Here is a 22,281-nt window from a genome sequence, read left to right on the forward strand (position 1 = left end):
AAGTAACGAAAAAGCCCCGGTAGGGGAACCCGGGGCTTAAGGTCTTTCGCCCATTGGGAGGGGGCCGGTGTGGGCGAAATGCGGGAAGAAAATTTCCCGTCTGACTTGAGTTTGCCACCGGGCCATCGCATCTCAAAGTAGCGAAAATTAGCCATGCCTTGCGCGTTCTCACCCCACCGCAACCTCCTCCAGCCGCTCGCGCAGGCGCGGTGCCGCAAAATCGAGGAAGCTGCGCATTTTGAACGGCAGTTCGCCTCGTCCCTGATAAAGAATATGGACCGGCAGCGGTGCCGGCTCGAAGGCCTGCAGCACCACCTGAAGCAGGCCCTCGTTCACCGCCCGCGCGGCCTGGTAGGAGAGAACGCGGGTCACGCCGACGCCGGCGATTGCTGCGTCCAGCGCCGCCTCCGCCGTATTGACGCAAAGGCGCGGACGGATCTCCGCGACCTGCTCGCGCGCGTTGCCGCCCTTGCCGAAGGGCCAGGGGTTCGGCGACCCCATCATGTCGAAGGTGACGCAGGGCAGCCGCTCGAGGTCCGCCGGGCTTGCCGGAACGCCATGGCGCTCGAAACAGCCGGGGCTTCCGCAAACCACGCGGCGCACGGAACCGACGCGCCTTGCGACCATCGTGCTGTCGGGCAGCGCGCCGATGCGAACCGCGAGGTCGATATCGTCCTCGAGCAGGTGCACGTTGCGGTCGGACAGCAGCATCCTGACATTGATGTCGGGATAGAGCGCCAGGAACGCGCTGACGACCGGCAGGACATGCAGCCGGCCGAACACGATCGGCGTCGTCACCACGAGTTCGCCCTTCGGCGCGCTCTGCTCGCCCGCCGCCTTCCGCTCCGCATCACCCACCTCTTCGAGGATGCGCTTGCAGGACTGGAAATAGTCATTGCCCGCATCGGTCAACGTCAGCTTGCGCGTGGTGCGCGTCAGCAGCCGGGTTCCGAGGTGGTCCTCGAGTTCGGCGAGCTTTCGGCTAACGCTCGGCAGCGGCATGTTCAGGCGGCGGCCGGCACCGGTGAGGCTGCCCGCCTCCACCGCCGCAACAAGGATCGACATCGCTTCGAAACGGTCCATGATTATCTCAATTTGTGAAACTATGCCTCTTGAACGTAGGCGATTATCGCACCTGCTGGAAGATCATATCTTGCCCGCATCCCTCAACGGCGCCCGGCAAAGTCCGGCCAGCAAGGAGAAAGACGATGACCGAGATCCACTATCGCAGCACCGACGTCGACGGGCTGAAGATCTTCTATCGCGAGGCAGGCGCGCCGGGTGCGCAGAAGCTGCTGCTGCTGCACGGCTTTCCGACGTCGAGCCATATGTTCCGGGACCTGATCCCGCTGCTTGCCGACCGCTACCACATCATTGCGCCCGACCTGCCGGGCTTCGGCCAGTCGGACGACCCGAAGACAAACAGCTTCGACTCGATCGCCGAGACGATCGAGCGTTTCACCGAGATCGTCGGCTTCGAGCGCTTTGCCGTCTACGTCTTCGACTATGGCGCGCCGACCGGCTTCCGCCTCGCCGTCCGCCATCCGGAGCGGATCACCGCAATCATTTCCCAGAACGGCAACGCCTATGTCGAGGGCCTTAGTGAGGACTGGAATCCGATCCGCGCCTATTGGCAGGAGGCCTCGGACGCCAATCGCAACGCACTCCGCATGATGCTGAGCCCGGAGACGACCCTCTGGCAATATACGCACGGCGTGCCGGACGCCACGAAGGTCTCGCCGGATGGCTACACGCTCGACGACCATTACCTCGGCCGCCCCGGCGCCGCCGATGTCCAGCTCGACCTCTTCGGCGACTACAAGAGCAATGTCGCGCTCTATCCGGTGTTCCAGGAGTATTTCCGCACTCACCGGCCGCGCTTCCTGGCGGCCTGGGGCCGCAACGACCCCTTCTTCCTGCCGCCCGGCGCCGAAGCCTTCAAGCGGGACAATCCGGAGGCACAGGTGATCTTCTTCGACACCGGCCACTTCGCATTGGAAACCCACGCCAGGGAAATCGCCGCCGCCATCCGGGACTTTCTCGGCTGACTGCTCGATTCGGTTGGCACAACCCGGCGCTGGCAGGTGCGGAGCAACACCCTCCCGGCACAATGCCGGCCGCTCGATCGCCCCTCTCCCCGGCCGTCTTCAGCGCCGCAGCGTCACCCACGGGCAACAAACTCTCCCTCATTCCTGTGCTTGTCACAGGAATCCAGCCGCGCCGCGTCGGCGGCGCGAAAGACTCGCAGCCACCAGTGTAAGCGAACGTGACGACACCGGACCGTCGCCAAGCGTCCTCCAACACACGACTGTTACAGCCACCCCTGATGTCTCACTTCCCGCCGCCATCGGCAACTTTTGCTTGCTTGTTCAAAACCACTCAATCACCATCAGCAACATGAAAGGCTATGTCTACATCCTCGCGTCGAAACGAAACGGCACGCTTTACACGGGCGTGACGCGCGACCTGGCCGGCCGTCTCTTTGAACACCAGAAGGAACTCACACCCGGCTTCACATCGAAATACGGGGTCAAAACGCTCGTCTGGTTCGAGGAATTCGACCTGTTGACGGCTGCCATCACGCGGGAAAAGACGATCAAGAAATGGCCGCGGCAATGGAAGCTGAATCTGATCGAGGCCACGAACCCGGAATGGCTGGACATTTCACATTACCTGCATGGTCTGTGAGGTCGGGCTTCACGTCGGTGCGCTAATGTACCGACGGCGCCGGAGTCTTCGGCGCCCAAGGACTTGGGCGCGGCTGGATTCTTGTGACGAGCACAGGAATGAGGGAGAGTTTGTTGTCCGTGGCTGTCAACCTCCGGCGCCGTCGGACGCGCCACCCCTCATTCCTGTGACGAGCACAGGAATGAGGGTGAGTGGGGACGGCCGCGCACAACAAACTCAACTGACTTGATGACGGGCGCCGCATCGGTTCATTGCGCTGCCCGTCTCGATACCGACGGCCCGCGCATCGCGCGGCAAAGGTCGCCGCCGAGGAACTCAGCTGGCAGTTGCCCGCTCAAGTGCACTCCAATCGTAGGCGCGCGCCCAGTCCGCAAAGCTCAGCCAGTGAACCTCCGGAAACTCCCGGCGCAGTGCCGCGATGTCGGCGTCGTAGCCGACGCGGTCGAACCATTCGAACATGAGCGCCGCATCCTCGCTTTGCTGGCGAGCCGTGGCGAGCGGGATTTCCTGGTAGTGGATGGGGCGGCCGATCGCCTGCGAGAGGATATCCGCCTGCTCTTCGCCGGTGAGCTCGTCCCCGGCGATATCGAAGCGCGTGCCGAAGACATGCCCGCGCCGCTCGACCAGGGCGGCGACGAAGGCCCCGATGTCCGCCAGCGCCACCAGCTGCAGGAGGCGGCGGGCGGGCATCGCAAAAGCATAGGTGCCCTGGCGCAGCGCACCGATCGACCACGGCGCGACGATATTCTCCATGAAGGCGACCGGCGCGCTGATCGTGTAAGGGATGCCGAGTTCGGCGACATGCTTCTCGACGCGATACTTGCTTTCGAAATGCGGGATGCCCGTCTTCTTGTCGGCATCGGCAACGGACGAATAGATCAGGTGCCCGACGCCGGCAGCCTTCGCCGCATCGGCGGCAATGATCCCCTGGCGGGTCTCCGCCTCCGTCCCGGCCTCGTAGCTGTTGCCCATCAGGTACATGGTATCGACGCCGCTTGCGGCCTTCACGATGGAGGCCGCGTCGCCGAGATCACCGGCCACGACCTCGGCACCGGCAGAGGCCAGTTGCCGCGCGGCATCGCTGTCGGGCTTTCGCGTCAACGCCTTGACGCGGTGTCCCCTCGACAGCAGCGCGTGCGCGACGGCGCCTCCCTGCTGGCCGGTGGCGCCGGTGACGAGAACGTTTCGCTTTGTGGTCATGTGTCTGCTCCTTGGTTTTCAATAGAGCGAAGTTAGGGTCTGCCGCTTTGGTCCATAATGGCCTATAATCGGGAAACTTTGTCCCGGATGCGGATACAATGCTCGACCTTAACGATATCGTGGTCTTCGCTCGCGTCGTCGAAGCCGGCAGTTTCACCGCTGCGGCGCGCCAGCTCGGCATGCCCAAGACAACCGTCAGCCGTCGCATTGCCGCGCTCGAGCGTGAGGTCGGGGTCCGCCTGCTCCAGCGCACGACGCGCAGCCTCAACATGACCGACGCCGGGCGTCTCTATTACGAGCAGAGCAGCCAGGCGCTGAGGACGATAGAGGAAGCCAATCTGCGCCTCGCGGAAGCGAGGGCGGAGCCGTCAGGCACAATTCGCATTTCCGCTCCCGTCGGCTTTGGCGGCCATTTCCTGACCCGCGCCGTGGTCGACTTTCTGGCAATCTATCCGAAAACCAAGGTCGAACTGCGCCTGACCGACGACAATCTCAACCTGGTCGAGCACGGCATAGACCTGGCTTTCCGTACCGGCATCCTCGCGGACTCCACGCTGATCGCCCGCAAGCTGGGATCCACGCACAGGCTGCTCTGCGCCAGTCCCAACTATGTTGCCCGCTCAGGGGTTCCGGACGGACCGGCAGATCTCGCCCGCCATGAGTGCGTCATCGCCGGCCCCTCCGCTGCCAGCGCCCACTGGCTGCTGGACGGGCCGCATGGCCAGGAAACAGTCACCGTGGCTGGACGCTTCGCCGCCAACGAGATGCAGGCGGTCGTTGCCGCGGCGATCGCTGGCTACGGCATCGCCCAGGTGCCGCAGGGGATGGCCGAGGCGCTTGTCACCGAGGGGCGATTGCGCCGCGTTCTCCACGATTACACGACGCCCGCCGGCGGCCTCTATGTCCTTTACCCGAGCAGTCGGCACCTTTCGCCGCTGGTCAAGGCATTCATCGAGCTTGCGGCCGAGCGATGGAGCGCCGCCCGAGCCGGCGAGACGGACAAGGCCGTGGCCGTCTTTACCTAGGCTGTCGTGGGCGTGAGCACGCCGGTCGCTCGAAAGCCCCCCGGCACAAGGTATGCGTGTCCACTTTTGCTCGACCGGGGCGCGCTGACGTTGTATATAGAAATGAGGTGGCTCCACGTGACGGGGAGGTTCGTCATGGCCTTAGAGGAAGAGAAGTCCAACCTGTTTTTCGGCAAGGTCGGCGGATTGATTTTCGTCGTAATCGGTTTCCTCCTGGCGGCGTCAGGCTACCGCTACGGGGCGGCAGGCTATATGACCGCAGGCGTCGTTTTCATCGCGATCGGGATCATGCTGCTGATGGGCAAGGTCCTCCGTCGCAATCAACACAAGTAGACCTACAGCGCGGCCTTTCATTTTCCTTGGATCGCACCGATTTAAGGACAAAAACATGCAGCAATTCAAAATGTTACAGCGCCCTGCGCGCGTCTGATCAGACGCGCGGCGCTGTAACGGGCTTGGCGGATGCTCCTGCGCCCTCAGGTGGAGGAGAAGCCTTGCCGTATCGCCACCGAAGGAAGCATGCAGGAGGGAGAACGGCATGTTTGACTGCTCGGCGGCAACGACGGCGACACCCGGCCACGTTGGATGCCTCTGCCACGGGCCCGAAATCCGATACATCGCCGAGCGCGTCAAACTTCGGTTTTCCCGGCGCGACTTCATGACCGGAATAGCCGCAGCGGCGACCGGCGTCGGCCTCGGAACCACCGCTTCGGCGCAACTGCAGCCGCCTCCCCCGGCAACGGCGCGGCCAATCCTCTTCACCAACATCCGCCTCTTCGATGGCACCTCTCCGACCCTTCGCGAGGGCGTGCGCGTGCTCGTCGAGGGCAACCGGATCAAATCGGTCGAGGATGGCGGGGCGGAGGCACCCGAGGAAGCGATGACGATCGACGGCGCCGGCGGGGTATTGATGCCGGGGCTGATCGACGCCCACACACATTTGACCTTCTCGTCCGTTCCCCTGGCGGTGGCGCTGACCGCCGATCCCAATTATCTGGCGTTGCGCTCGGCCCGGACTGCCGGCGATTACCTGATGCAGGGGTTCACCTCCGCGCGCGATGCCGGTGGACCCGTATTTGCGCTGCAGCGGGCGATCGACGATGGCACGATCGTCGGTCCCCGCATCTGGCCGGCCGGAGCGATGATCTCGCAGACGTCCGGCCACGGAGACTTTCGCACCCGTCACGATCTGCCCCGCGAAGACCGCGACCAGCTGCATTTTTCCGAGCGCAGCGGAGCGGCCGCGATCGCCGATGGGGTCGACGAGGTGCTGCGGCGAACGCGCGAGCAACTCTTCCTCGGCGCCAGCCACATCAAGGTGATGGCGGGCGGCGGCGTCACCTCCGACCATGATCCGCTCGACTCCACGCAATATACCGAAGCCGAGCTCCGCGCGGCAGTCGATGCGGCGGCGGGCTGGAACACTTACGTGACGGTGCACGCCTATACGCCAAAGGCGATCCGGCTGGCGATCGCGGCAGGCGTCAAATGCATCGAGCACGGGCACCTCGCCGACGAGGACACCGCGAGACTAATGGCGGAAAAAGGCATATGGTGGAGCCTTCAGCCTTTCCTGGATGACGAGGACGCCGCACCATTTCCGGAGGGGTCGCCGCAACGCTTTTCCCAGATGCAGGTCATCAGCGGCACGGACACCGCTTACGAACTGGCGAAGAAGCACGGGATCAGGACGGCGTTCGGGACCGACACGCTATTTTCGGAAAGGATCGCGGCCCGCCAGGGAGCGCAGCTCGCCAAGCTCACCCGGTGGCATGCGCCGGCGGAGGTGCTGAGGATGGCAACGGCGGACAATGCCGAACTGCTCGCACTTTCCGGGCCGCGCAGCCCCTACACCGGCAAGCTCGGCGTCATCGAAGCGGACGCGCTCGCCGATCTGCTGGTGGTCGGAGGAGACCCTCTGGCGGACATCTCGCTGATCGCCGACCGGAACAATCTGAAGCTCATCATGAAGGACGGAAAGATCTACAAGAATACGCTTTGACCGATGTCCTTCGTCGTCGGCGATGATGCTTTCCGTCTCAGTTTCCAGAGCTGTAATTTAGGCGACATACAATGTCTGGTAGTGTCTGTCAGCGCGTGCTACCGTCGAAAATGCCAAGAGGGAAATAGGAGGCGATTATGGAAATGGCCTATCCCGTTCGCACAGGTAGACACTTCCAATAGTGTATCGAGGGGAGCGGAATTCCATTCCCAAATCGAGGGAGGAGCGGCCCTCAGGCCGGAGACGGTGCAGTATCAACGAGGTTTGGATCAGGCCAGATTCGCCAAGCTATGTCGCGTCAGGCCGTTGCGATGGTCGACTGGTCCACAGATGTTCTCGGTGTCAGGTAGCAAACGCCACCAGCGCAGGGGGCAGCATTCGGCCCATTGCGGTCATTCCCATGTCACATGCCGCAAATAGGTGACGTCCTGACCTCCGGGAGATTGCGATGATTGCTATACTTGGCATACACGGTTCCGCGCAGCACCCGGAGGTCATTAGCGAATTCACCAATCGGCTTGCGCCACAGCAGCCACGTTGCAGCCCGCGAGGAACATTTGTGGATGGTGAAGGCTTCACTTTCTTCAAAAGGCGATCGGATCGCTCCATACCTCACGAAGAACTTATAGCTCTCGCTAGGAAAAGCATATCTGCCGACGGTTTCGTGGTCGCTTGCGGCCTAAAAGACATGCTCGTTGTCGGGTATTCCAGCGGAGCAATTTTCGGAACCGCACTTCTTGCGCTCGCACCAGAAAATTTCGTTGGAGCTATATTGCTGCGGCCCCAGCCAATCTCAGACGATTTCACTTTTCCAGAATTGTCAGGCAAGCCTGTGCTTATCATTTCGGGTCTGCATGACAACAGGAGAGAGCCACAGCACGCCTCCCAAGTAGCGGACCAGCTTATCGCCGCGAACGCAGTGGTTACCCACCACGCGCTCGATGCGGGCCATGGATGGGCCCCAAACGACGATGATCTTGTGCTCGCTCGTTCGTGGATGGATGAGTACTTCCCAACCTGAGTTTCCCCGTAACCTTCCGAGCGATGACTGCTGTTGGCCCATCTCTGCCATGGGGCCGAGGTGGGCCCTTTGCGCCATATCAGACACTGTCGGTTGCAGTAGTCAGGTCGCGTTCAACATACTGATCAAGATGCCGAAGCCACTTACGCTCGATGGCGGCTTCGATGTCGATATCATTTGCGCGCAGGTACAGGACGAATTGCCCGAACAAATCGGCGGCTTCGTTCTCCAATGCTTCGCGGGTGCCTCCTGATCCATCCGCGTTTGGTTTAGCTCTGCCGGCTGTCAGTTCGCCAAGTTCCTCCGTCAGCTTCAGCAGATACCAGTCCGCGCTACGCGGGATATTGTGCACTCGTGCGTAAAGCTCTCCGACTTGACCTATCCGGTCGCTCAGCTCTTTGAATGTGGCACTCATTCGATCCCCGGCAGCAGTGTAATGACTCAGTCGAGTGACGCTACCAAGGGTTTGCGACACGGCGGTTGCAATGGCCGCAAATGGCGCATTCCGGACGTCCCCACGTTTGGCGGAGATTGGAGGCATTTGCTACGTCAGTTCGGATGTTTTCCGTCGGGCTCCGGTAATCTTCGAGCCGATGGGGACGTGGCGGAGATAGCCTCTGGCGACGTCTTCGGGAGCCAGGCTCGGCGGATGAACATATCGGCGGGTGCTTCGCTCCTCGCCTGGCCGCCTGGGCGGAAGCGCAGGACGCCAGGGGTTCCGTCTCCCGTAGCGACGCCTCTTCTTTTGCATCACGCGTACGTGGCACCCGAATGCCGGCCATTTTCCTCGATCTGTTTGATCGAGAGCATATTCAAGTGAAGTCTCTGCTGGTAGACGGATGATCGATCGGAGCAAATGATGCTGAGGCACCTGCGCAGTAGAAAGAGCATATGGGTGGCGCTTGTCGCCGCCTGCCTGCTCGTTCTGCAGGCTGCGAGCGGAGTTGCGGCCAGCCCCGCACCGATCGGGGTGGATAGTTTCGGAAACCCGCTTTGCATCTCGGACGCGAACTCAGGGCACCACGGCCACGACGAGCAGGCGCCAGCGAACGATCACTCGGGAAAGCAGGACTGCTGCACCCTTGCTTGCGGGATGTTCGCCCATCCGGCTATCCCGGGGAGACAGCTTTACGCTTTTGACGCGCCGTCTGCGGCACTCGTCACTCTCCCTGTAGCAAGGGATGATCCCGACCTACGGCAACCGCTGGAAGAATTTCAGGGAAGCCCCAGGGCGCCTCCGCGCAAGGCGTAAAAATATCTGCACCACGCTGATTTCGCGAACGTATAGTCGCATCAGCGCATCCAATCCAATATGAAGCCGACCAACTGCGCCTGGCATCCGCAGGCGTAAGACGCTCGGCATCTTGTCAGGGCCTACTGCATGATTCCTTCAATCGGGATCGATTTGAGGAAAAATCATGCAGCATTTCAAAGTGTTACAGCGACCTTGGCGCGTCGTTTGGACGCGCGGCGCTGTAGGGCCGCTTAGATAACCGCCGGGCGCAACCGCCGGCGACATGGAGACGAAATATGTTCAAGACGTTCATTACGACCGCAGCCATTCTGGCTCTCGGAACCAGCGCGGCGCTGGCGCATGTCAGCCTGCAGGTCAAGGAAGCGCCTGTCGGCTCGACCTACAAGGCGATCCTGCAGGTGCCGCACGGTTGCGAGGGCAAGCCGACGACGACCGTCCGGGTGCAGATCCCCGAAGGCGTCATTGCGGTCAAGCCACAGCCGAAGGCCGGCTGGACCATCGAGAAGGTCACGGGCGCCTATGCGAAGTCCTATGACAACCACGGCACGCCGACCAGCGAGGGGGTGAAGCAGGTCATCTGGAGCGGTGGAAACCTGGCCGACGACGAGTATGACGAATTCACCCTGCGCGTCTTCCTGACGCCCGATCTCAAGGCCGGCGAAATGCTGTATTTCCCGGTTGTGCAGGAGTGCCCCGGTGGCCTCACCGAGCGTTGGATCGAGATTCCGGCTGCCGGCCAGTCGTCCGACGACCTCGAATTGCCGGCGCCGGGTCTGAAACTGCTTGAAAAAGCCGCTGGACACTGAGCACTTGTGCCAATGAGCCGGCGCTTCGACGCCGGCTCCCTTTCGACCTCAGGATCATCCGGTGAATACGCTCCCGGTCATCAAATTCCCGCCCGGCCTTGGCCGGGTAACGATCGCCGTCCTGGCCTGGCTTTTCCTGGCGACGGCGGCCCTTGCCCATGCGTCGCTGACCGCGACCGCCCCGCGAGACGGTGCCGTCCTTCCCACTGCCCCCGCAACGCTTGCGCTGTCGTTCAGCGAGCCGGTCTCTCCTCTGACACTGAAACTGGTCAAGCCGGATGGCTCCACGGTCGCACTCGAGCGGTTTACCCTCCGGGATCGCACGGTGGAGATCGAGGTACCGCCCGACCTTTCCACAGGCACGCACGTCCTTTCCTGGCGGGTCGTCTCCGAAGACGGACATCCGGTCGGCGGCTCGATCGTCTTTTCCATAGGTTCCCCAAGCAGGTCGGCGTATGCCGGCGAAGCGATCGACTGGCAGGTGCGCGCCGCGCTCTGGACGAGCCGGATAGCGCTTTATGCCGGCCTCTTTTTCGGCATCGGCGGCGTCTTCGCCTTGAGCTGGTTCCTGCAAGGCGCGCGAGCCGGGCTCCGGTTCATTGCGGCAATGCTTGGCATCGGGCTCGCAGGCATCGCTTTGTCCGCAGGCTTTCAGGGACTGGACGCGCTCGGCATGCCGCTCCCGGCCTTGGCCGAGCCTCGGGTGTGGTCGGCCGGGCTTGGAACGAGTTTCGGCAAGACCGTTATCGTGATGGCCGCCGCGCTCGCCCTTGCAGGCGTTGCGCTCGTCTCGCGCCGGCTGCAGCTCGCGCGGTGGATTTCACTCACGGCACTGATCGCGGGTTCGCTGGCGCTCTCCTTGAGCGGCCACGCCAGCGCCGCCGAGCCGCAATGGCTGATGCGCCCGAGCGTCTTCCTGCATGCAATCACGATCGCGCTCTGGGTCGGCGCCCTGGTGCCGATCGCAAGACTGCTCCAGGCCGGCCACGCACATGCGCTCAAGGCCCTACATCGCTTCTCGGTTTTCATTCCCTTCTCGGTCGCGCTTCTCGTGGCGGCGGGCCTCGTGCTGCTGATCGTACAGGTGGGGCATCCCTCGGCACTCCTCGACACGGCCTATGGCAATATCTTTCTGGTCAAGCTCGCTCTTCTCCTCGTTCTTTTCGCTCTGGCAGCAATCAACCGATGGCTGCTGACAGCCCGCGTCGAAGCCGGCGACCAAGGCGCCGCCCGGTATCTCGTGCGCTCGATCGCTGCCGAGACGCTGCTGGTGCTGCTGGTTTTCGGCGTGACGGCTTCGTGGCGTTTCACGCCGCCGCCGCGAGCGCTCGTGACGGTCGCCGCGGAGCCCGCCTCGGTCCACATTCACGGGGAAAAGGCGATGGCGGAAATAACGATCACGCCCGGCCGACCGGGACCGGTCGATGCCTCCGCCCTCGTCATGGACGGCGATTTCTCCGCCCTCGACCCGAAGGAGGTCACCTTCGTCTTTTCCAACCCCTCGGCCGGTGTCGCCGAGATAAAGCGCAAGGCCAGCAAGGCGGCGGACGGAACATGGCGCACCTCCGATCTCCTCCTGCCCCTCCCCGGCCTCTGGAAAATCAGGCTCGACATATTGATCAGCGATTTCGAGATCACCCGGATCGAGGGGGAGATCCAGATCGGGCCGTAGCTGCAAGCTGCCGATATTGGGCCACTTCCAGACCTCTACTGCTAACGCCACAAAGGGCGCGTTTCGACCCTATGCGGACCTCGGTATGCCGCTCATGAATGACGCGGTTTGGCCCAATGCGGCCAATGGTGCTCATTGCGAGCGCTTGGTCTTCGGAGTTCTATTCGGCGGCCGGGGAGTTGGGGCTATTGTCGTTGACTCTTAAATCTGTAACAACTAGCCGCGATACTACTTTTCATACCCATACAGCTCGCATTGCAATTCACCGCAACTTACGCCGAGGAAGGATGCGTTCTATGTGCCGGATGAACAGAAAAACTTTGTTGCTTTCTTCAACAATCCTCGCCTTAGCCGCCACTTCCGTCGCCGCGCAGGAACGCCACGCTTTTTTTGGCCAGACCCACCAGCACACGAGCTGGTCGCTGGACGCGTATATCATCGGTAACACGGTCACCGGCCCCGAAGAAGCCTATCAATACTCCATGGGGCAGCCGATCAAACATCCGGCGGGCTACGACGTGCAGATCAAGACGCCGCTGGATTTCCAGGGAGTCACGGATCATTCGGAGTATGTCGGCGTCGTCCGACTTGCCAACGATCCAACCTCGTCGATCAGCAAACTTCCGGTTGCGGCGAAGCTGAAGGTCACCAAAGACAACGGTCCGATCAAGATCTTTCAATGGATGGCTGGAAGCATCGCCAGCGGCAAGCCGATCTCGGAGCTGTTGGACCCAAAGCTCACCGGTTCGGTGTGGAGCGAGAACACTGCCATCGCCGAAAAATACAACAAGCCAGGGCAATTCACGACCTTCTGTTCATACGAGTGGACGTCGATGCCTAATAACCAGAACATGCATCGGAACGTGTTCTTCAAGGATTGTGCAAAGCTTCCCGAGGCTCCGTTCACCGCGATTGAGTCCGACCATCCGGAGGACCTCTGGACCTGGATGGACGGTCAGCGCAAGGCCGGGAACGATGTGCTCGCCATCTCGCACAACGCCAACCTGTCCAACGGCATCATGTTCCCGACCGATGTGGACAGCAAGGGCAATCCGTTGGATGCGGCCTGGGCACAGCAGCGCATGACCAACGAGCCGCTGACGGAGATCAAACAGGTGAAGGGCGTCTCGGAAACGCATCCCGATCTCTCGCCCAATGATGAGTTCGCCAACTACGAGATCATGAACTACCTCATCGGGCTTGATAACAGCACGTCCAAGCTTCACGGCAGCTACACCCGCGAGGCCTATCAGAACGGCCTGGCGATGCAGGCGACACGTGGATACAACCCGTACAAATTCGGTGTGGTTGGCGCAGGGGATTCGCACAACACCGCCACCGCCTACTCGCAATCGAATTTCTTCGGTGCCCATGGCCTGACCGACGCGACGCCAGCGGCGAGATTGGCCGGGAAGGTCGAATCGGGCATGAACATCCTGCAAACCGGAACGTCGGGGCTCACCGTCGTCTGGGCAGAGGAGAACACCCGCGAGTCGATCTTCGCCGCGATGCAACGCAAAGAGGTCTATGGCACGAGCGGCGTCCGCATCCAGGCAAGGATGTTTGGTGGCTGGGAGTATGACAAGGGACTTCTGGCCGATGCCGACTGGGTGAAGACGGCCTATGCTGGTGGTGTGCCGATGGGCGGTGATCTGCCGGCGGCCGAGGGCAAGGTTCCCTCCTTCGTCGTAGCGGCGGTCAAAGACCCGGCGGACGGAAATCTCGACCGGATACAGATCATCAAGGGATGGACAAAACACGGTCAGATTTTCGAGAAGGTTTTCGACGTCGCCTGGTCTGGTGATCGCCAGCCCGATCCCGTGAGCGGCAAGCTGCCTCCAGTAGGCAGCACCGTCGATATCACCAAGGCAACCTACACGAACGACATCGGTTCGGTGGAACTCAAGGCGGTGTGGGCCGACCCGGACTTCGATCCCGGCCTGCACGCTTTCTACTATGCACGCGTCCTGCAGATTCCGACGCCCCGCTGGAGCACCTACGATGCCGTGAAACTCGGTATCCTGCCGCCAAGCAACGCGCCCGCCACCGTGCAGGAACGCGCCTGGACCACACCGATCTGGTACACGCCAACGCCAGCAGCAATCGCAAGAGGCGAACGAGGCCTGACCGTCGACGACTTGACCAAAGGGGGCTCCACGGCCCTGACCGACGATCAGCTAAAGCAACTCGTCGTCGGCAAGACTTTCAACGTACGTAATACGGTGACGGGCGAGAACCTCCAGGTCTTGTTCGGTGAAAACGGACAGCGCATCGTGACGCAACTCAACGATGGCCCGCCCAAAACGGAAGACCTGCTGCAGGTGATGCACACGCGTATTTCGGGATCGACGGCGGCCTACGAAATCCGTGATGGTCACATCGTCACGACCATCGAAGGGACACCGTTCGAACTGACCGTCTACACTTCCGGCGACAAATACATCGCTGCCCGCAGCAATGAGTTCGGCTACGCAAATTACGAGGTGCAGGCCGTGATGCAGTGAGGAAGGTGTCGGGAGGGGTTGCCATGAAACTGTTTCCGATTGCACCTGAACCCGCTGCTAAACAAGACGATGTCGACGACGTGGTGAAAACCAAGTGGCAAAACGTTCTCCGCGAACCGCTGCTGCACTTCCTCGTCGTCGGTTCCCTGCTGTTCGGCGGCTACCACTTCCTCAATCCCGGAGAGGAAGAGGGGGTAGATACGCGGAAGATCGTCTTGACCAAGGACGATGTGCGGCAACTGGCGATTAGCTGGCTGGCGCAGGGACGGTCGGCTCCCACGCCCGAGCAGATCATGGGTCTGGTGGATCAGAAGGTGACCCAGGAAATCCTGTTCCGCGAAGCCGTGGCCCTTGGGCTCGACCGCGACGACGAGGTGGTGAAACGCAGGCTCGCCCAGAAGATGGACTTCCTTGCCGCCGATGTGGCGGCATTGCAGGAGCCGACCACCGAGCAACTGAACACCTGGTTCACGGTCAACTCGGAGCGCTTCGCCCTGCCTGCACATGCAAGCTTCCGGCATTTGTATTTTTCGCCAGACAAGCATGGCAAGGCAGCCCGCGAGGCTGCGGCGGCCGCGCTCGCGACAGTCGGCGGGCGGCCGCCGGAGAATGTTGCCGCCGTCGGCGACACCTTTATGTTCCAGAACCATTACCGGGACGCCACCCCGGAACAGATGGCGAAGGAGTTCGGGCCAGCATTCTCCGAGGCGTTGTTCCAACTTACACCCGGCAAATGGGAGGGACCTATTCGATCTGGATATGGATGGCACCTCGTCTGGATCGACGCCATGGACCTCGGCCGCATTCCGGCGTTTACGGAGGTCATTCCCAGCGTCAAAGCCGGGTGGATAGAAGACCAATATCGCGAGATAAAGCGCATCGCGTTGGATGAGATGCGGTCCCGATATGTCGTCACCGTGCCTGAGATCAACGCCAGCGACCTCCGAGACCTGCAGGTATCTGCTGGAAGCAGCGCTCAGTTCGAGGTGCCCCCACAATGAGCTTCCGAACCGTGCTGCCATCGCCGCCATGGCGTTTGCTTGGCTGCCTCGCCCTGGCCGTTCTTGCATTGACGTTGAACGCTTCCGCCCACGAGATACGGCCCGCCTACCTCCAGATCGAAGAAACGGGGTCGAGTCGTTACACGGTCACCTGGCGCACGCCCATCCTCTCCGGAATGCGCCTTCCGGTCGTCCTGCGATTTCCGGCGGGCGTGCGCGACGTGACGGCTCCGGCTGTCCGCGCTCTTCCGGATTCGCTTGCCGAAACGCGTCTGATCGAGACGACCGATGGAAGTCTTTCCGGCAAGCGGATCGAGTTTGTCGGGCTCGAAGCGACAATCACCAACGTCTTGGTGCGCGTGCACGTGCGTGGAGGCCCGGCCGCCATCAAGATGGTCCACCCGTCCCAGCCCTGGGTCGAGATTGCCGCTCGGCCGGAACGTCTCCAGGTCGCCCGGTCCTTCATCCATCATGGCATAGAGCATATCCTGTTCGGCTACGATCATTTGCTGTTCGTTTTGGCACTGATGCTGATCGCCCGCGACTGGCGAGCGCTTCTTCTGACCGTCACAGCTTTTACGGTGGCGCATTCGATCACCCTCACGCTGGCAACGCTCGGGGTCGTTCACGTTCCGGGGCCGCCGGTCGAGGCGGCAATCGCCTTCAGCATCCTCCTTCTCGCTTGCGAGGTCATTCGCATCCAACGCGGTCAAACCAGCCTCTCCGCGCAACGTCCCTGGATGGTCGCCTTTGCTTTTGGTCTGTTGCATGGTCTTGGCTTTGCGGGAGCGCTCGCGGACCTGGAGGTTCCGGCAAGTGATATCCCTCTCGCCTTGCTGTTCTTTAATGTGGGTGTGGAGGTCGGACAGTTGATGTTTATCGCGGCGGTGATCGCGGCTGTTCGACTTGTGAGATTGGTACGATATCCAACTTACGTCGGCCGCCATGCGCTTTTAGCTGCGACGTACATGATTGGAGCGTTGGCATCGTTCTGGTTCGTTGAGCGCTTGGCGACATTCTGAGGAAAACTCTTCCCTATCACTGATTGCCGCCTAATGTCGGTTTGTGGAGCAAAGTCGTCGTCCGGCCGACCGGGACCGGTGGAAGCATCCGCCCTCGTCATGGACGGCGACTTCTCCGCCCTCGACCCGAAGGAGGTCACCTTCGTCTTTTCCAACCCCTCGGCCGGTGTCCCCGAGATAAAGCGCAAGGCCAGCAAGGCGGCGGACGGAACATGGCGCACCTCCGACCTCCTCCTGCCCCTCCCCGGCCTCTGGAAAATCAGGCTCGACATATTGATCAGCGATTTCGAGATCACCCGGATCGAGGGGGAGATCCAGATCGCGCCGTAGCCGCAAGCCGCCGATATTGGGTCCACTTCCAGACCTTTACCGTTAACGCCACAAAGCGCGCGTTTCGACCCGTTGCAGACCTTTCGAAGGGCTGACGGAAGGTCCGGACACAGCGACTTTCGGACCTTAGATCATTTCATTGTTTCATTGAAACAGTGAAATGATCTAACTCGTTGAAACTACGCAATTCCGGACGGAAAACCGTTAAACACTTTTCCTGGAACTGCTCTAACACCTCGCCACCCACCTTGTGCGGCTGGGCTCCGAAAATGCGAGGATCATGCTGAGACGGGGAGCGGTCCTCCGCAAAACCTCACTGCGCTCTGGTCATCGGCGGCTGCTTCCATGTGCCGTTGAGCGCCTCTTCCTTCGGCCAGTAGAGGCGCATCGAAATCCAGAACGGACCCTTGGGCGCAGGAAGCCAGTTCGGTTCCTTGTCCTTGCCGGGCGATTCGCGCTGCACATAGAAAGTAAGGCCGCCGTCGGCATCCGTCACGAAGTTCGGCATCATCGGGGAGTTCAGGAGATAGCGATCAACCGGGTTGTCGACGAGCAGGCTCGACGGAAGCTCGTACATGGTGATCGACCAGAACGCATGGACGGGGGGCAACTGGCCGGGCGCGAAGTGAAGGGTATAATCATGGGTACCGTCCAGCTTCTGCCCGTCGGCATCAACTGTATATACCGGGTACATCGCTTCTTCCTTGGCATTGCCGTAAATGCCCATGACGGCGCCTGCCATCCGATAGAGATAGTTGTTCTTCAGGAACTCCCGTGTGCCGAACAGATCACCGGCAGTCACCTCATCCGCATCGATCCGTACCTTCAGCTTTGCGAATTCCTCCCAGGCATCAGCCATCCCACCTTCCACAGCAGATTTCAGTTCCGGCGGCAGCTTGCCGACGTCAAACGTCTTGCCCGCGCCGACACCGACTTTGGCAAAACGTGCCATCAACTCGGTCTCGGAAGGATTTGTGGGGCAGAACTGCAGAATGAAGTTCAGGACGTTGAAAAATTCCGGTGACGTCCTCTGTTCGGCCGGGGTCAGCGGCTTGATGAAATCGATCGCCGGTGCCGCCGCCGGCGCGGGCTGGCCGAGGAAGGCGGAAAGCGGCTCCGCCTTATAGCCGGCCTGGATCTTCTTCACATTGTCGAGGTCGCCGGGACTAAAAAGCTGGGTTCGATAGCCGGCCAGCACGAATTCGGTCTCTGAGCGGATGACTTCTTTCACACCTTGGGGCTTTTCGCCCTTCCAGCCGGGTCCAGCGATCATGAAGCTGCCGCCATCATTGCCGGTAGCGCGGCTGCCGATATAGTCGAAGGAGAACGTGTACGCATCGATAAGCTGGATGCTGAAATAGCGGTCCTTCTCTATCGGCGGGACGGTGAGCACGATCGGTTCCGTGCGCAGGTCCATTCCGACAAACGAATAGGGCGTATCCGAATTGGGAGTCTGGATAGCCGTGTCGGCCGGTGTGTACACGCGGGGGATGTTGACGAGTTCGTTCCACGGCGCCTTGTATTCGGGACTTGTGGTATCCACGAAATAGGCATGCATGATGCGGTAACTGTCCACTATCGGGTAGCCGTAAATGTAGGCTTCCTTGGCGATGGCGCGGGCCTCGGTGGGCGTTACATCCTGGGCTTGAGCGCTGCCATATGCCAAGGCGAGGAAGCCAGCAGCGATTGCGACCGCGATCCTTGTGAATTGTGACATTGGCGTTCTCCTTTAGAAGCAAAGGACACCGCCGACTATCGGACCGTGTTGGACGACATTGTATACGAGGTCGTCATTGTCCCAGTCGACAGTTCGCGGCCGAAGACACCGACACCTTGCAAGCCGCCAATAACAGTGAAATGCAGCAGAGACTCCCCCCGGCAACGGCATCTGTCGGCATCCCTCGCGCCCAAGATGAAGCTAGGTCGCTTCCTCCGAACGCATCTTCACCGGCAGGATAATCGTGTCTCAATTACACCAGTTGCTTACATGCTAATACTCATCCTACACCGGGAGGAGAGGAGTTGAAATAAAAACACAACAGAGACACGGTAGCTCTTGTGAAATGCTTCGGATCGACCAGAAGTCGAATTGCAGGAGGCCCTGGCAGCCCCTGCTGCAGTCCGATGCGCTGACTTGCGGACGGCCCCGCAATCTTCTCCTTAAATCGGTCGCGATTTAAGGAAATGCAGTAGCCATACAAACCCAATTCCGTGGGAGCTTTTCGTGGCCACTTCTTCGAACAGACTGCGCCTTGCCGTGCTCTTCGGCGGGCGCTCCGCCGAGCATGACGTTTCGGTGCTTTCGGCGACCAATGTCATGCGCGCGCTGGAACCCGAAAAATATGACGCCGTTCCCATCTTCATCACCCGCGACGGGCAATGGCTGCTGAGCCGTTTCGAAAATGGCACGCTCTCAAAGCCATCAAGCGGCACGGAGGTCTCGCTCGTGCCGGGCGGCAAGGGACGCATGCTGGCGATCCCGGCCGATGGCGCGCCCCATGCGCTGCCGGAGATCGGTGCTCTCTTCCCGGTGCTGCATGGCCTCCATGGCGAGGACGGTGCCGTGCAGGGGCTTGCCGAGGTAGCCTGCGTGCCGCTCGTCGGCTGCGGCATCCTCGGTTCAGCCACCGCGCTCGACAAGGACATCGCCAAGCGGCTCCTCAACGAGGCGGACCTGCCGACCGCTCGGTCCGTCACCATCCACCAGGGCGCAGCACCCGCCTTTGCCGAGCTTCAACGCGCGCTCGGGCTTCCGCTTTTCATCAAGCCCGCACGCCAAGGCTCCTCCGTCGGCGTCAGCAAGGTTGCGACCGAACAAGACTACGCGACCGCACTCGAGGAGGGGTTCAGGCACGACCGCAAGCTCCTGGCCGAAGAGTTCATCCGCGGCCGCGAGATCGAGTTGAGCGTGCTGGAGGATCCGGAAGGCGGCCTCTTCGTCTCCCGTCCCGGCGAGATCGTGCCGGCCGAAAGCCACGGTTTCTACAGCTACGACGCCAAATATATCGACGAAGACGGCGCGGCGCTGAAAGTGCCGGCGGAGCTGCCGGAAGAGCTCGAAGTCCGCATCCGCGCGACGGCGGCAATGGCCTTCCGGGCGGTCGGCTGCGACGGCATGGCGCGCGTCGATTTCTTCCTGACGCCGGACATGCGCTTCCTCATCAACGAGCTCAACACCATTCCCGGATTCACCGATATCAGCATGTATCCGAAGGCGATGGCCGCAAGCGGCGTCGGCTATGCCGAGCTTATCGACCGGCTGGTCAAGCACGGGCTGGCACGCGCTGGTCTAACCCATTGAAATTGCGCAATTCCGTAACCGCTGTTGAGCCTTAATCGCTGCTTGGGATGCTGCGAGCATATCGAGCGGGTGGCATGCCTGCATATCGCGCAAAGGCAACGCTGAAAGCGCTTGCCGATCCGTAACCCACGCGTTCGGCCACCTGATCCATGCCCAATTCACGGCTGCGCAACAGCTGCTTTGCAAGAGCCATGCGCCAAGCCAATAGATATTCCATTGGAGGTAAGCCGACAATGCGGCTGAACCGGGCAAAGAAAGCCGAGCGGGACAGAGCCGCTTCGGCAGCGAGGTCCGAGACAGTCCAAGGATGTTCTGGGCGCGCATGCAGGGCATGAAGCGCGGCCGCCAAGCGTTCATCGGCAAGGCCGCGGCTCAAGCCCGGCGCGGCTGTCGTTTCCGTGCCGGATCGCAATGCCTCGATCAACAACACCTCCAACAGCCGTTCCAACACGAGTTCGCGCGCCGGCCGCCGTTCGCGCGTTTCCTCGCCCACCAACTGCATCAGCGTGGCAAGCCGGGGTTCGCCACGAACGAGAACCACATCCGGCAAGAGAGAGACAAGCAGGGCCGTATCCGGCGCGCCGAAGCTGCAATGCCCGATCCGCATGCGCAGATCGGCAGGCCCGTTGTGGCGTCCGACACGGAAATGCCCGTCGCGGACCTGCGTCGGGATCATGGTGGAGAGATCGGCCGGCGCATCGATACTCTCGTTGACCAGATCGCGCATCGCCGGCGCAAGGACGAAGTCACCGGCCTGGAGGACGAACGGTGGATGACTGCCGAACTTCACGCGGCAAGTCCCTTCGAGGATCGCGCAATAGAATGGCTCGCCGGTGGCTTCACGATGAATTCGCCAGGAGCCGGCACACTCCACCAATTTCGAAAAGCGGGCGGCAGGCTGTAGCAGCGTGACAATTTCTGCAAGCGGATCGACGGCCATATTCAGGACTAACGCTAAAGGAATGAAGACTATCGCCTATATTAAGTCCCGCATGCGGTCACTACCATAGGCTCATTCATTTTGTACGGAGATGCCTATGCCTACGATCTTGATTACCGGTTGCTCGTCCGGCTTCGGTCTGGAAACCGCGAAACTGTTTCTCGAACGGGGGTGGGACGTGATCGCGACGATGCGTACGCCCAACGCGGAGTTGCTGCCTGCCTCCGATCGCCTGCGGGTGCTAGCACTCGACGTCACCGATCCGGCAAGCATCGCGCAAGCTGTAGACGCGGCAGGCCGTATCGACGTGCTGGTCAACAACGCCGGCTTCGGTGCGCCATCACCGGTCGAATTGACGGCACCCGAGACAGTCCAGGCGCTTTTCCAGACCAATACGATCGGGACGCTGGCGATGGTTCAGGCCGTCTTGCCGCAGATGCGTCAACGGAGGTCAGGCGTTGTCATCAACGTCACGTCTACGGTGACGGTGAAGACGCTGCCGGTGGTCGGGGTGTACCGGGCGAGCAAAGCGGCGGTAAACGCCTTCACCGAGTCCCTTGGGGTGGAGGTGGAGCCATTCGGGATACGCGCGCATATCGTTCTACCGGGACGCTCACCGGAAACGCGCTTCGGGGCCAATGCCCGCCCACACCTGCGCGGTGTGAATGACCCTGACTACGCGTCGCTGATCCAGCAATTCGTGAAGAACGCGCAGGACGACACGGGTCCCGTAACCAATGCGCCCGACGTGGCGGAGGCGGTCTGGAAAGCTGCAACCGATCCGTCCGCCCCGTTGCGTATTCCGGGCGGTGCGGATGCCGAGCTTTGGATGGCCGAGGCAGGTATGTAACCGGAACGGCCGCCGCAGGAAAGGTTCCGTCATCGCGCGCGGCATACATCGAGAGGAATGCGCTGCCGCCTGGCGAAGCGCATTCCCCCCGGCGTTTGTGGACAATCGAACAGGTGGTTCTTCATTGCGCTCAGCCGAGTTCTTGGGCGAGTCCGATGAGAAGCCCTTCAGGCCCACGGATGTAGCAGAGCCGATAGGCGTCCTTGTACTGGACGACTTCGCCTACGAGCTGCGCGCCGCGCGTGCGGAGCCTTTCAAGCGTCTCGTCGATGTGGTCCACCGTGAACATGACGCGGAGGTAGCCCAAGGCGTTGACCGGGGCGTTCCGGTGATCTGCGACGACAGGCGGCGCGAGGAAGCGGGAAAGCTCGAGCCGGCTGTGGCCGTCCGGTGTGCGCATCATGGCGATCTCGACACGCTGATCGCCCAGTCCGGTGACACGCCCGGCCCATTCTCCTTCGATCGTGGCCCGCCCTTCGAGCTCGAGGCCGAGTTCGCGAAAGAAATCAATCGTCACTTCGAGGTCTTCGACGACGATCCCTACGTTGTCCATCCGCTTGAGCGCCATGTTTCCAATCTCCAGGGTGCAGTTTCGATCTACAAGGTGTCTCCTACAGCGCCGTGCGTCCTTCAGGACGCACAAAGGACGCTGTAAGTCTTTGAA

General features: G+C 61.4%; 21 protein-coding genes. 15 read left to right on the forward strand and 6 right to left on the reverse strand.

The genetic code is table 11. From position 1 onward, the window contains the following. Window positions 1–168: 168 nt before the first annotated feature. Entirely contained in the window at window positions 169–1,083 is a 915-nt protein-coding gene (locus QN222_RS03170) for a LysR family transcriptional regulator (protein WP_283962883.1), read from the reverse strand. A 125-nt stretch (window positions 1,084–1,208) separates the two neighbouring features. Between QN222_RS03170 and QN222_RS03175 the strand changes: the two genes are divergently transcribed. Then, a complete protein-coding gene (locus QN222_RS03175) occupies window positions 1,209–2,048 on the forward strand; it encodes an alpha/beta hydrolase (RefSeq protein WP_283962884.1) in 840 nt (279 codons plus the stop codon). Between the two features lie 349 nt (window positions 2,049–2,397). Further along, the gene (locus QN222_RS03180) at window positions 2,398–2,688 is read left to right on the forward strand and encodes a GIY-YIG nuclease family protein (protein ID WP_283962923.1); all 291 of its coding nucleotides are present in this window, start codon (window positions 2,398–2,400) and stop codon (window positions 2,686–2,688) included. A 315-nt stretch (window positions 2,689–3,003) separates the two neighbouring features. Here the strand turns inward: QN222_RS03180 and QN222_RS03185 are convergent, their stop codons facing one another. Continuing rightward, window positions 3,004–3,888: an NmrA/HSCARG family protein gene (locus QN222_RS03185; RefSeq protein WP_283962885.1), complete on the reverse strand. Its 885-nt coding sequence runs from the start codon at window positions 3,886–3,888 to the stop codon at window positions 3,004–3,006. 98 nt (window positions 3,889–3,986) lie between these two features. Here QN222_RS03185 and QN222_RS03190 point away from each other — a divergent pair, with 98 nt between their 5' ends. From QN222_RS03190 to QN222_RS03205, 4 genes are all read left to right on the forward strand, one after another. Continuing rightward, window positions 3,987–4,913, forward strand: a complete 927-nt coding sequence (locus QN222_RS03190; protein ID WP_283962886.1) for a LysR family transcriptional regulator — start codon at window positions 3,987–3,989, stop codon at window positions 4,911–4,913. Window positions 4,914–5,048: 135 nt separating this feature from the next. Continuing rightward, a complete protein-coding gene (locus QN222_RS03195; protein WP_283962887.1) occupies window positions 5,049–5,246 on the forward strand; it encodes a hypothetical protein in 198 nt (65 codons plus the stop codon). 205 nt (window positions 5,247–5,451) lie between these two features. Continuing rightward, on the forward strand, window positions 5,452–6,915 hold the full coding sequence (locus tag QN222_RS03200; protein WP_283962888.1) for an amidohydrolase family protein: 1,464 nt from the start codon (window positions 5,452–5,454) through the stop codon (window positions 6,913–6,915). A gap of 448 nt (window positions 6,916–7,363) precedes the next feature. Next, complete coding sequence (locus tag QN222_RS03205; RefSeq protein ID WP_283962889.1) at window positions 7,364–7,936, forward strand: hypothetical protein; 573 nt, start codon at window positions 7,364–7,366, stop codon at window positions 7,934–7,936. A gap of 79 nt (window positions 7,937–8,015) precedes the next feature. Here QN222_RS03205 and QN222_RS03210 read toward each other — a convergent pair whose 3' ends face one another. Continuing rightward, window positions 8,016–8,351: a hypothetical protein gene (locus tag QN222_RS03210; protein ID WP_283962890.1), complete on the reverse strand. Its 336-nt coding sequence runs from the start codon at window positions 8,349–8,351 to the stop codon at window positions 8,016–8,018. A gap of 444 nt (window positions 8,352–8,795) precedes the next feature. Here QN222_RS03210 and QN222_RS30350 point away from each other — a divergent pair, with 444 nt between their 5' ends. The 7 genes from QN222_RS30350 to QN222_RS03240 all read left to right on the forward strand — a co-directional run bounded on the left by QN222_RS30350 (window position 8,796) and on the right by QN222_RS03240 (window position 16,526). Next, window positions 8,796–9,188 carry a DUF2946 family protein gene (locus tag QN222_RS30350; protein WP_369291915.1) on the forward strand — a complete coding sequence of 131 codons (393 nt, stop codon included), beginning with the start codon at window positions 8,796–8,798 and terminating at the stop codon, window positions 9,186–9,188. Between the two features lie 278 nt (window positions 9,189–9,466). Continuing rightward, window positions 9,467–9,997, forward strand: coding sequence for a YcnI family protein (locus QN222_RS03215; RefSeq protein ID WP_283962891.1), 531 nt, complete (start codon window positions 9,467–9,469; stop codon window positions 9,995–9,997). A 61-nt stretch (window positions 9,998–10,058) separates the two neighbouring features. Then, the gene (locus QN222_RS03220; protein WP_283962892.1) at window positions 10,059–11,669 is read left to right on the forward strand and encodes a copper resistance CopC/CopD family protein; all 1,611 of its coding nucleotides are present in this window, start codon (window positions 10,059–10,061) and stop codon (window positions 11,667–11,669) included. A 296-nt stretch (window positions 11,670–11,965) separates the two neighbouring features. Further along, window positions 11,966–14,173: a DUF3604 domain-containing protein gene (locus QN222_RS03225; protein WP_283962893.1), complete on the forward strand. Its 2,208-nt coding sequence runs from the start codon at window positions 11,966–11,968 to the stop codon at window positions 14,171–14,173. A 23-nt stretch (window positions 14,174–14,196) separates the two neighbouring features. Then, on the forward strand, window positions 14,197–15,174 hold the full coding sequence (locus tag QN222_RS03230) for a peptidyl-prolyl cis-trans isomerase (protein WP_283962894.1): 978 nt from the start codon (window positions 14,197–14,199) through the stop codon (window positions 15,172–15,174). Next, window positions 15,171–16,196 (forward strand): HupE/UreJ family protein, encoded by a 1,026-nt coding sequence (locus tag QN222_RS03235; RefSeq protein ID WP_283962895.1) that lies wholly within the window; start codon window positions 15,171–15,173, stop codon window positions 16,194–16,196. The genes QN222_RS03230 and QN222_RS03235 overlap by 4 nt, the downstream gene beginning before the upstream one ends. A gap of 78 nt (window positions 16,197–16,274) precedes the next feature. Then, the gene (locus QN222_RS03240; protein WP_283962896.1) at window positions 16,275–16,526 is read left to right on the forward strand and encodes a hypothetical protein; all 252 of its coding nucleotides are present in this window, start codon (window positions 16,275–16,277) and stop codon (window positions 16,524–16,526) included. 313 nt (window positions 16,527–16,839) lie between these two features. Here QN222_RS03240 and QN222_RS03245 read toward each other — a convergent pair whose 3' ends face one another. After that, window positions 16,840–18,243, reverse strand: a complete 1,404-nt coding sequence (locus QN222_RS03245; RefSeq protein WP_283962897.1) for a DUF1254 domain-containing protein — start codon at window positions 18,241–18,243, stop codon at window positions 16,840–16,842. 507 nt (window positions 18,244–18,750) lie between these two features. Between QN222_RS03245 and QN222_RS03250 the strand changes: the two genes are divergently transcribed. Beyond that, window positions 18,751–19,827: a D-alanine--D-alanine ligase family protein gene (locus tag QN222_RS03250; RefSeq protein WP_283962898.1), complete on the forward strand. Its 1,077-nt coding sequence runs from the start codon at window positions 18,751–18,753 to the stop codon at window positions 19,825–19,827. 31 nt (window positions 19,828–19,858) lie between these two features. On the opposite strand, the gene QN222_RS03255 is transcribed toward QN222_RS03250, so the two are convergent. After that, on the reverse strand, window positions 19,859–20,767 hold the full coding sequence (locus tag QN222_RS03255; protein ID WP_283962899.1) for an AraC family transcriptional regulator: 909 nt from the start codon (window positions 20,765–20,767) through the stop codon (window positions 19,859–19,861). Window positions 20,768–20,864: 97 nt separating this feature from the next. Between QN222_RS03255 and QN222_RS03260 the strand changes: the two genes are divergently transcribed. After that, window positions 20,865–21,617, forward strand: coding sequence for an SDR family oxidoreductase (locus tag QN222_RS03260; RefSeq protein ID WP_283962900.1), 753 nt, complete (start codon window positions 20,865–20,867; stop codon window positions 21,615–21,617). A gap of 130 nt (window positions 21,618–21,747) precedes the next feature. On the opposite strand, the gene QN222_RS03265 is transcribed toward QN222_RS03260, so the two are convergent. Next, window positions 21,748–22,185: a VOC family protein gene (locus QN222_RS03265; protein WP_283962901.1), complete on the reverse strand. Its 438-nt coding sequence runs from the start codon at window positions 22,183–22,185 to the stop codon at window positions 21,748–21,750. Window positions 22,186–22,281: the final 96 nt, after the last annotated feature.

The sequence above is a fragment of the Sinorhizobium sp. 6-70 genome, from assembly GCF_030124375.1.
GTDB lineage: Bacteria > Pseudomonadota > Alphaproteobacteria > Rhizobiales > Rhizobiaceae > Sinorhizobium.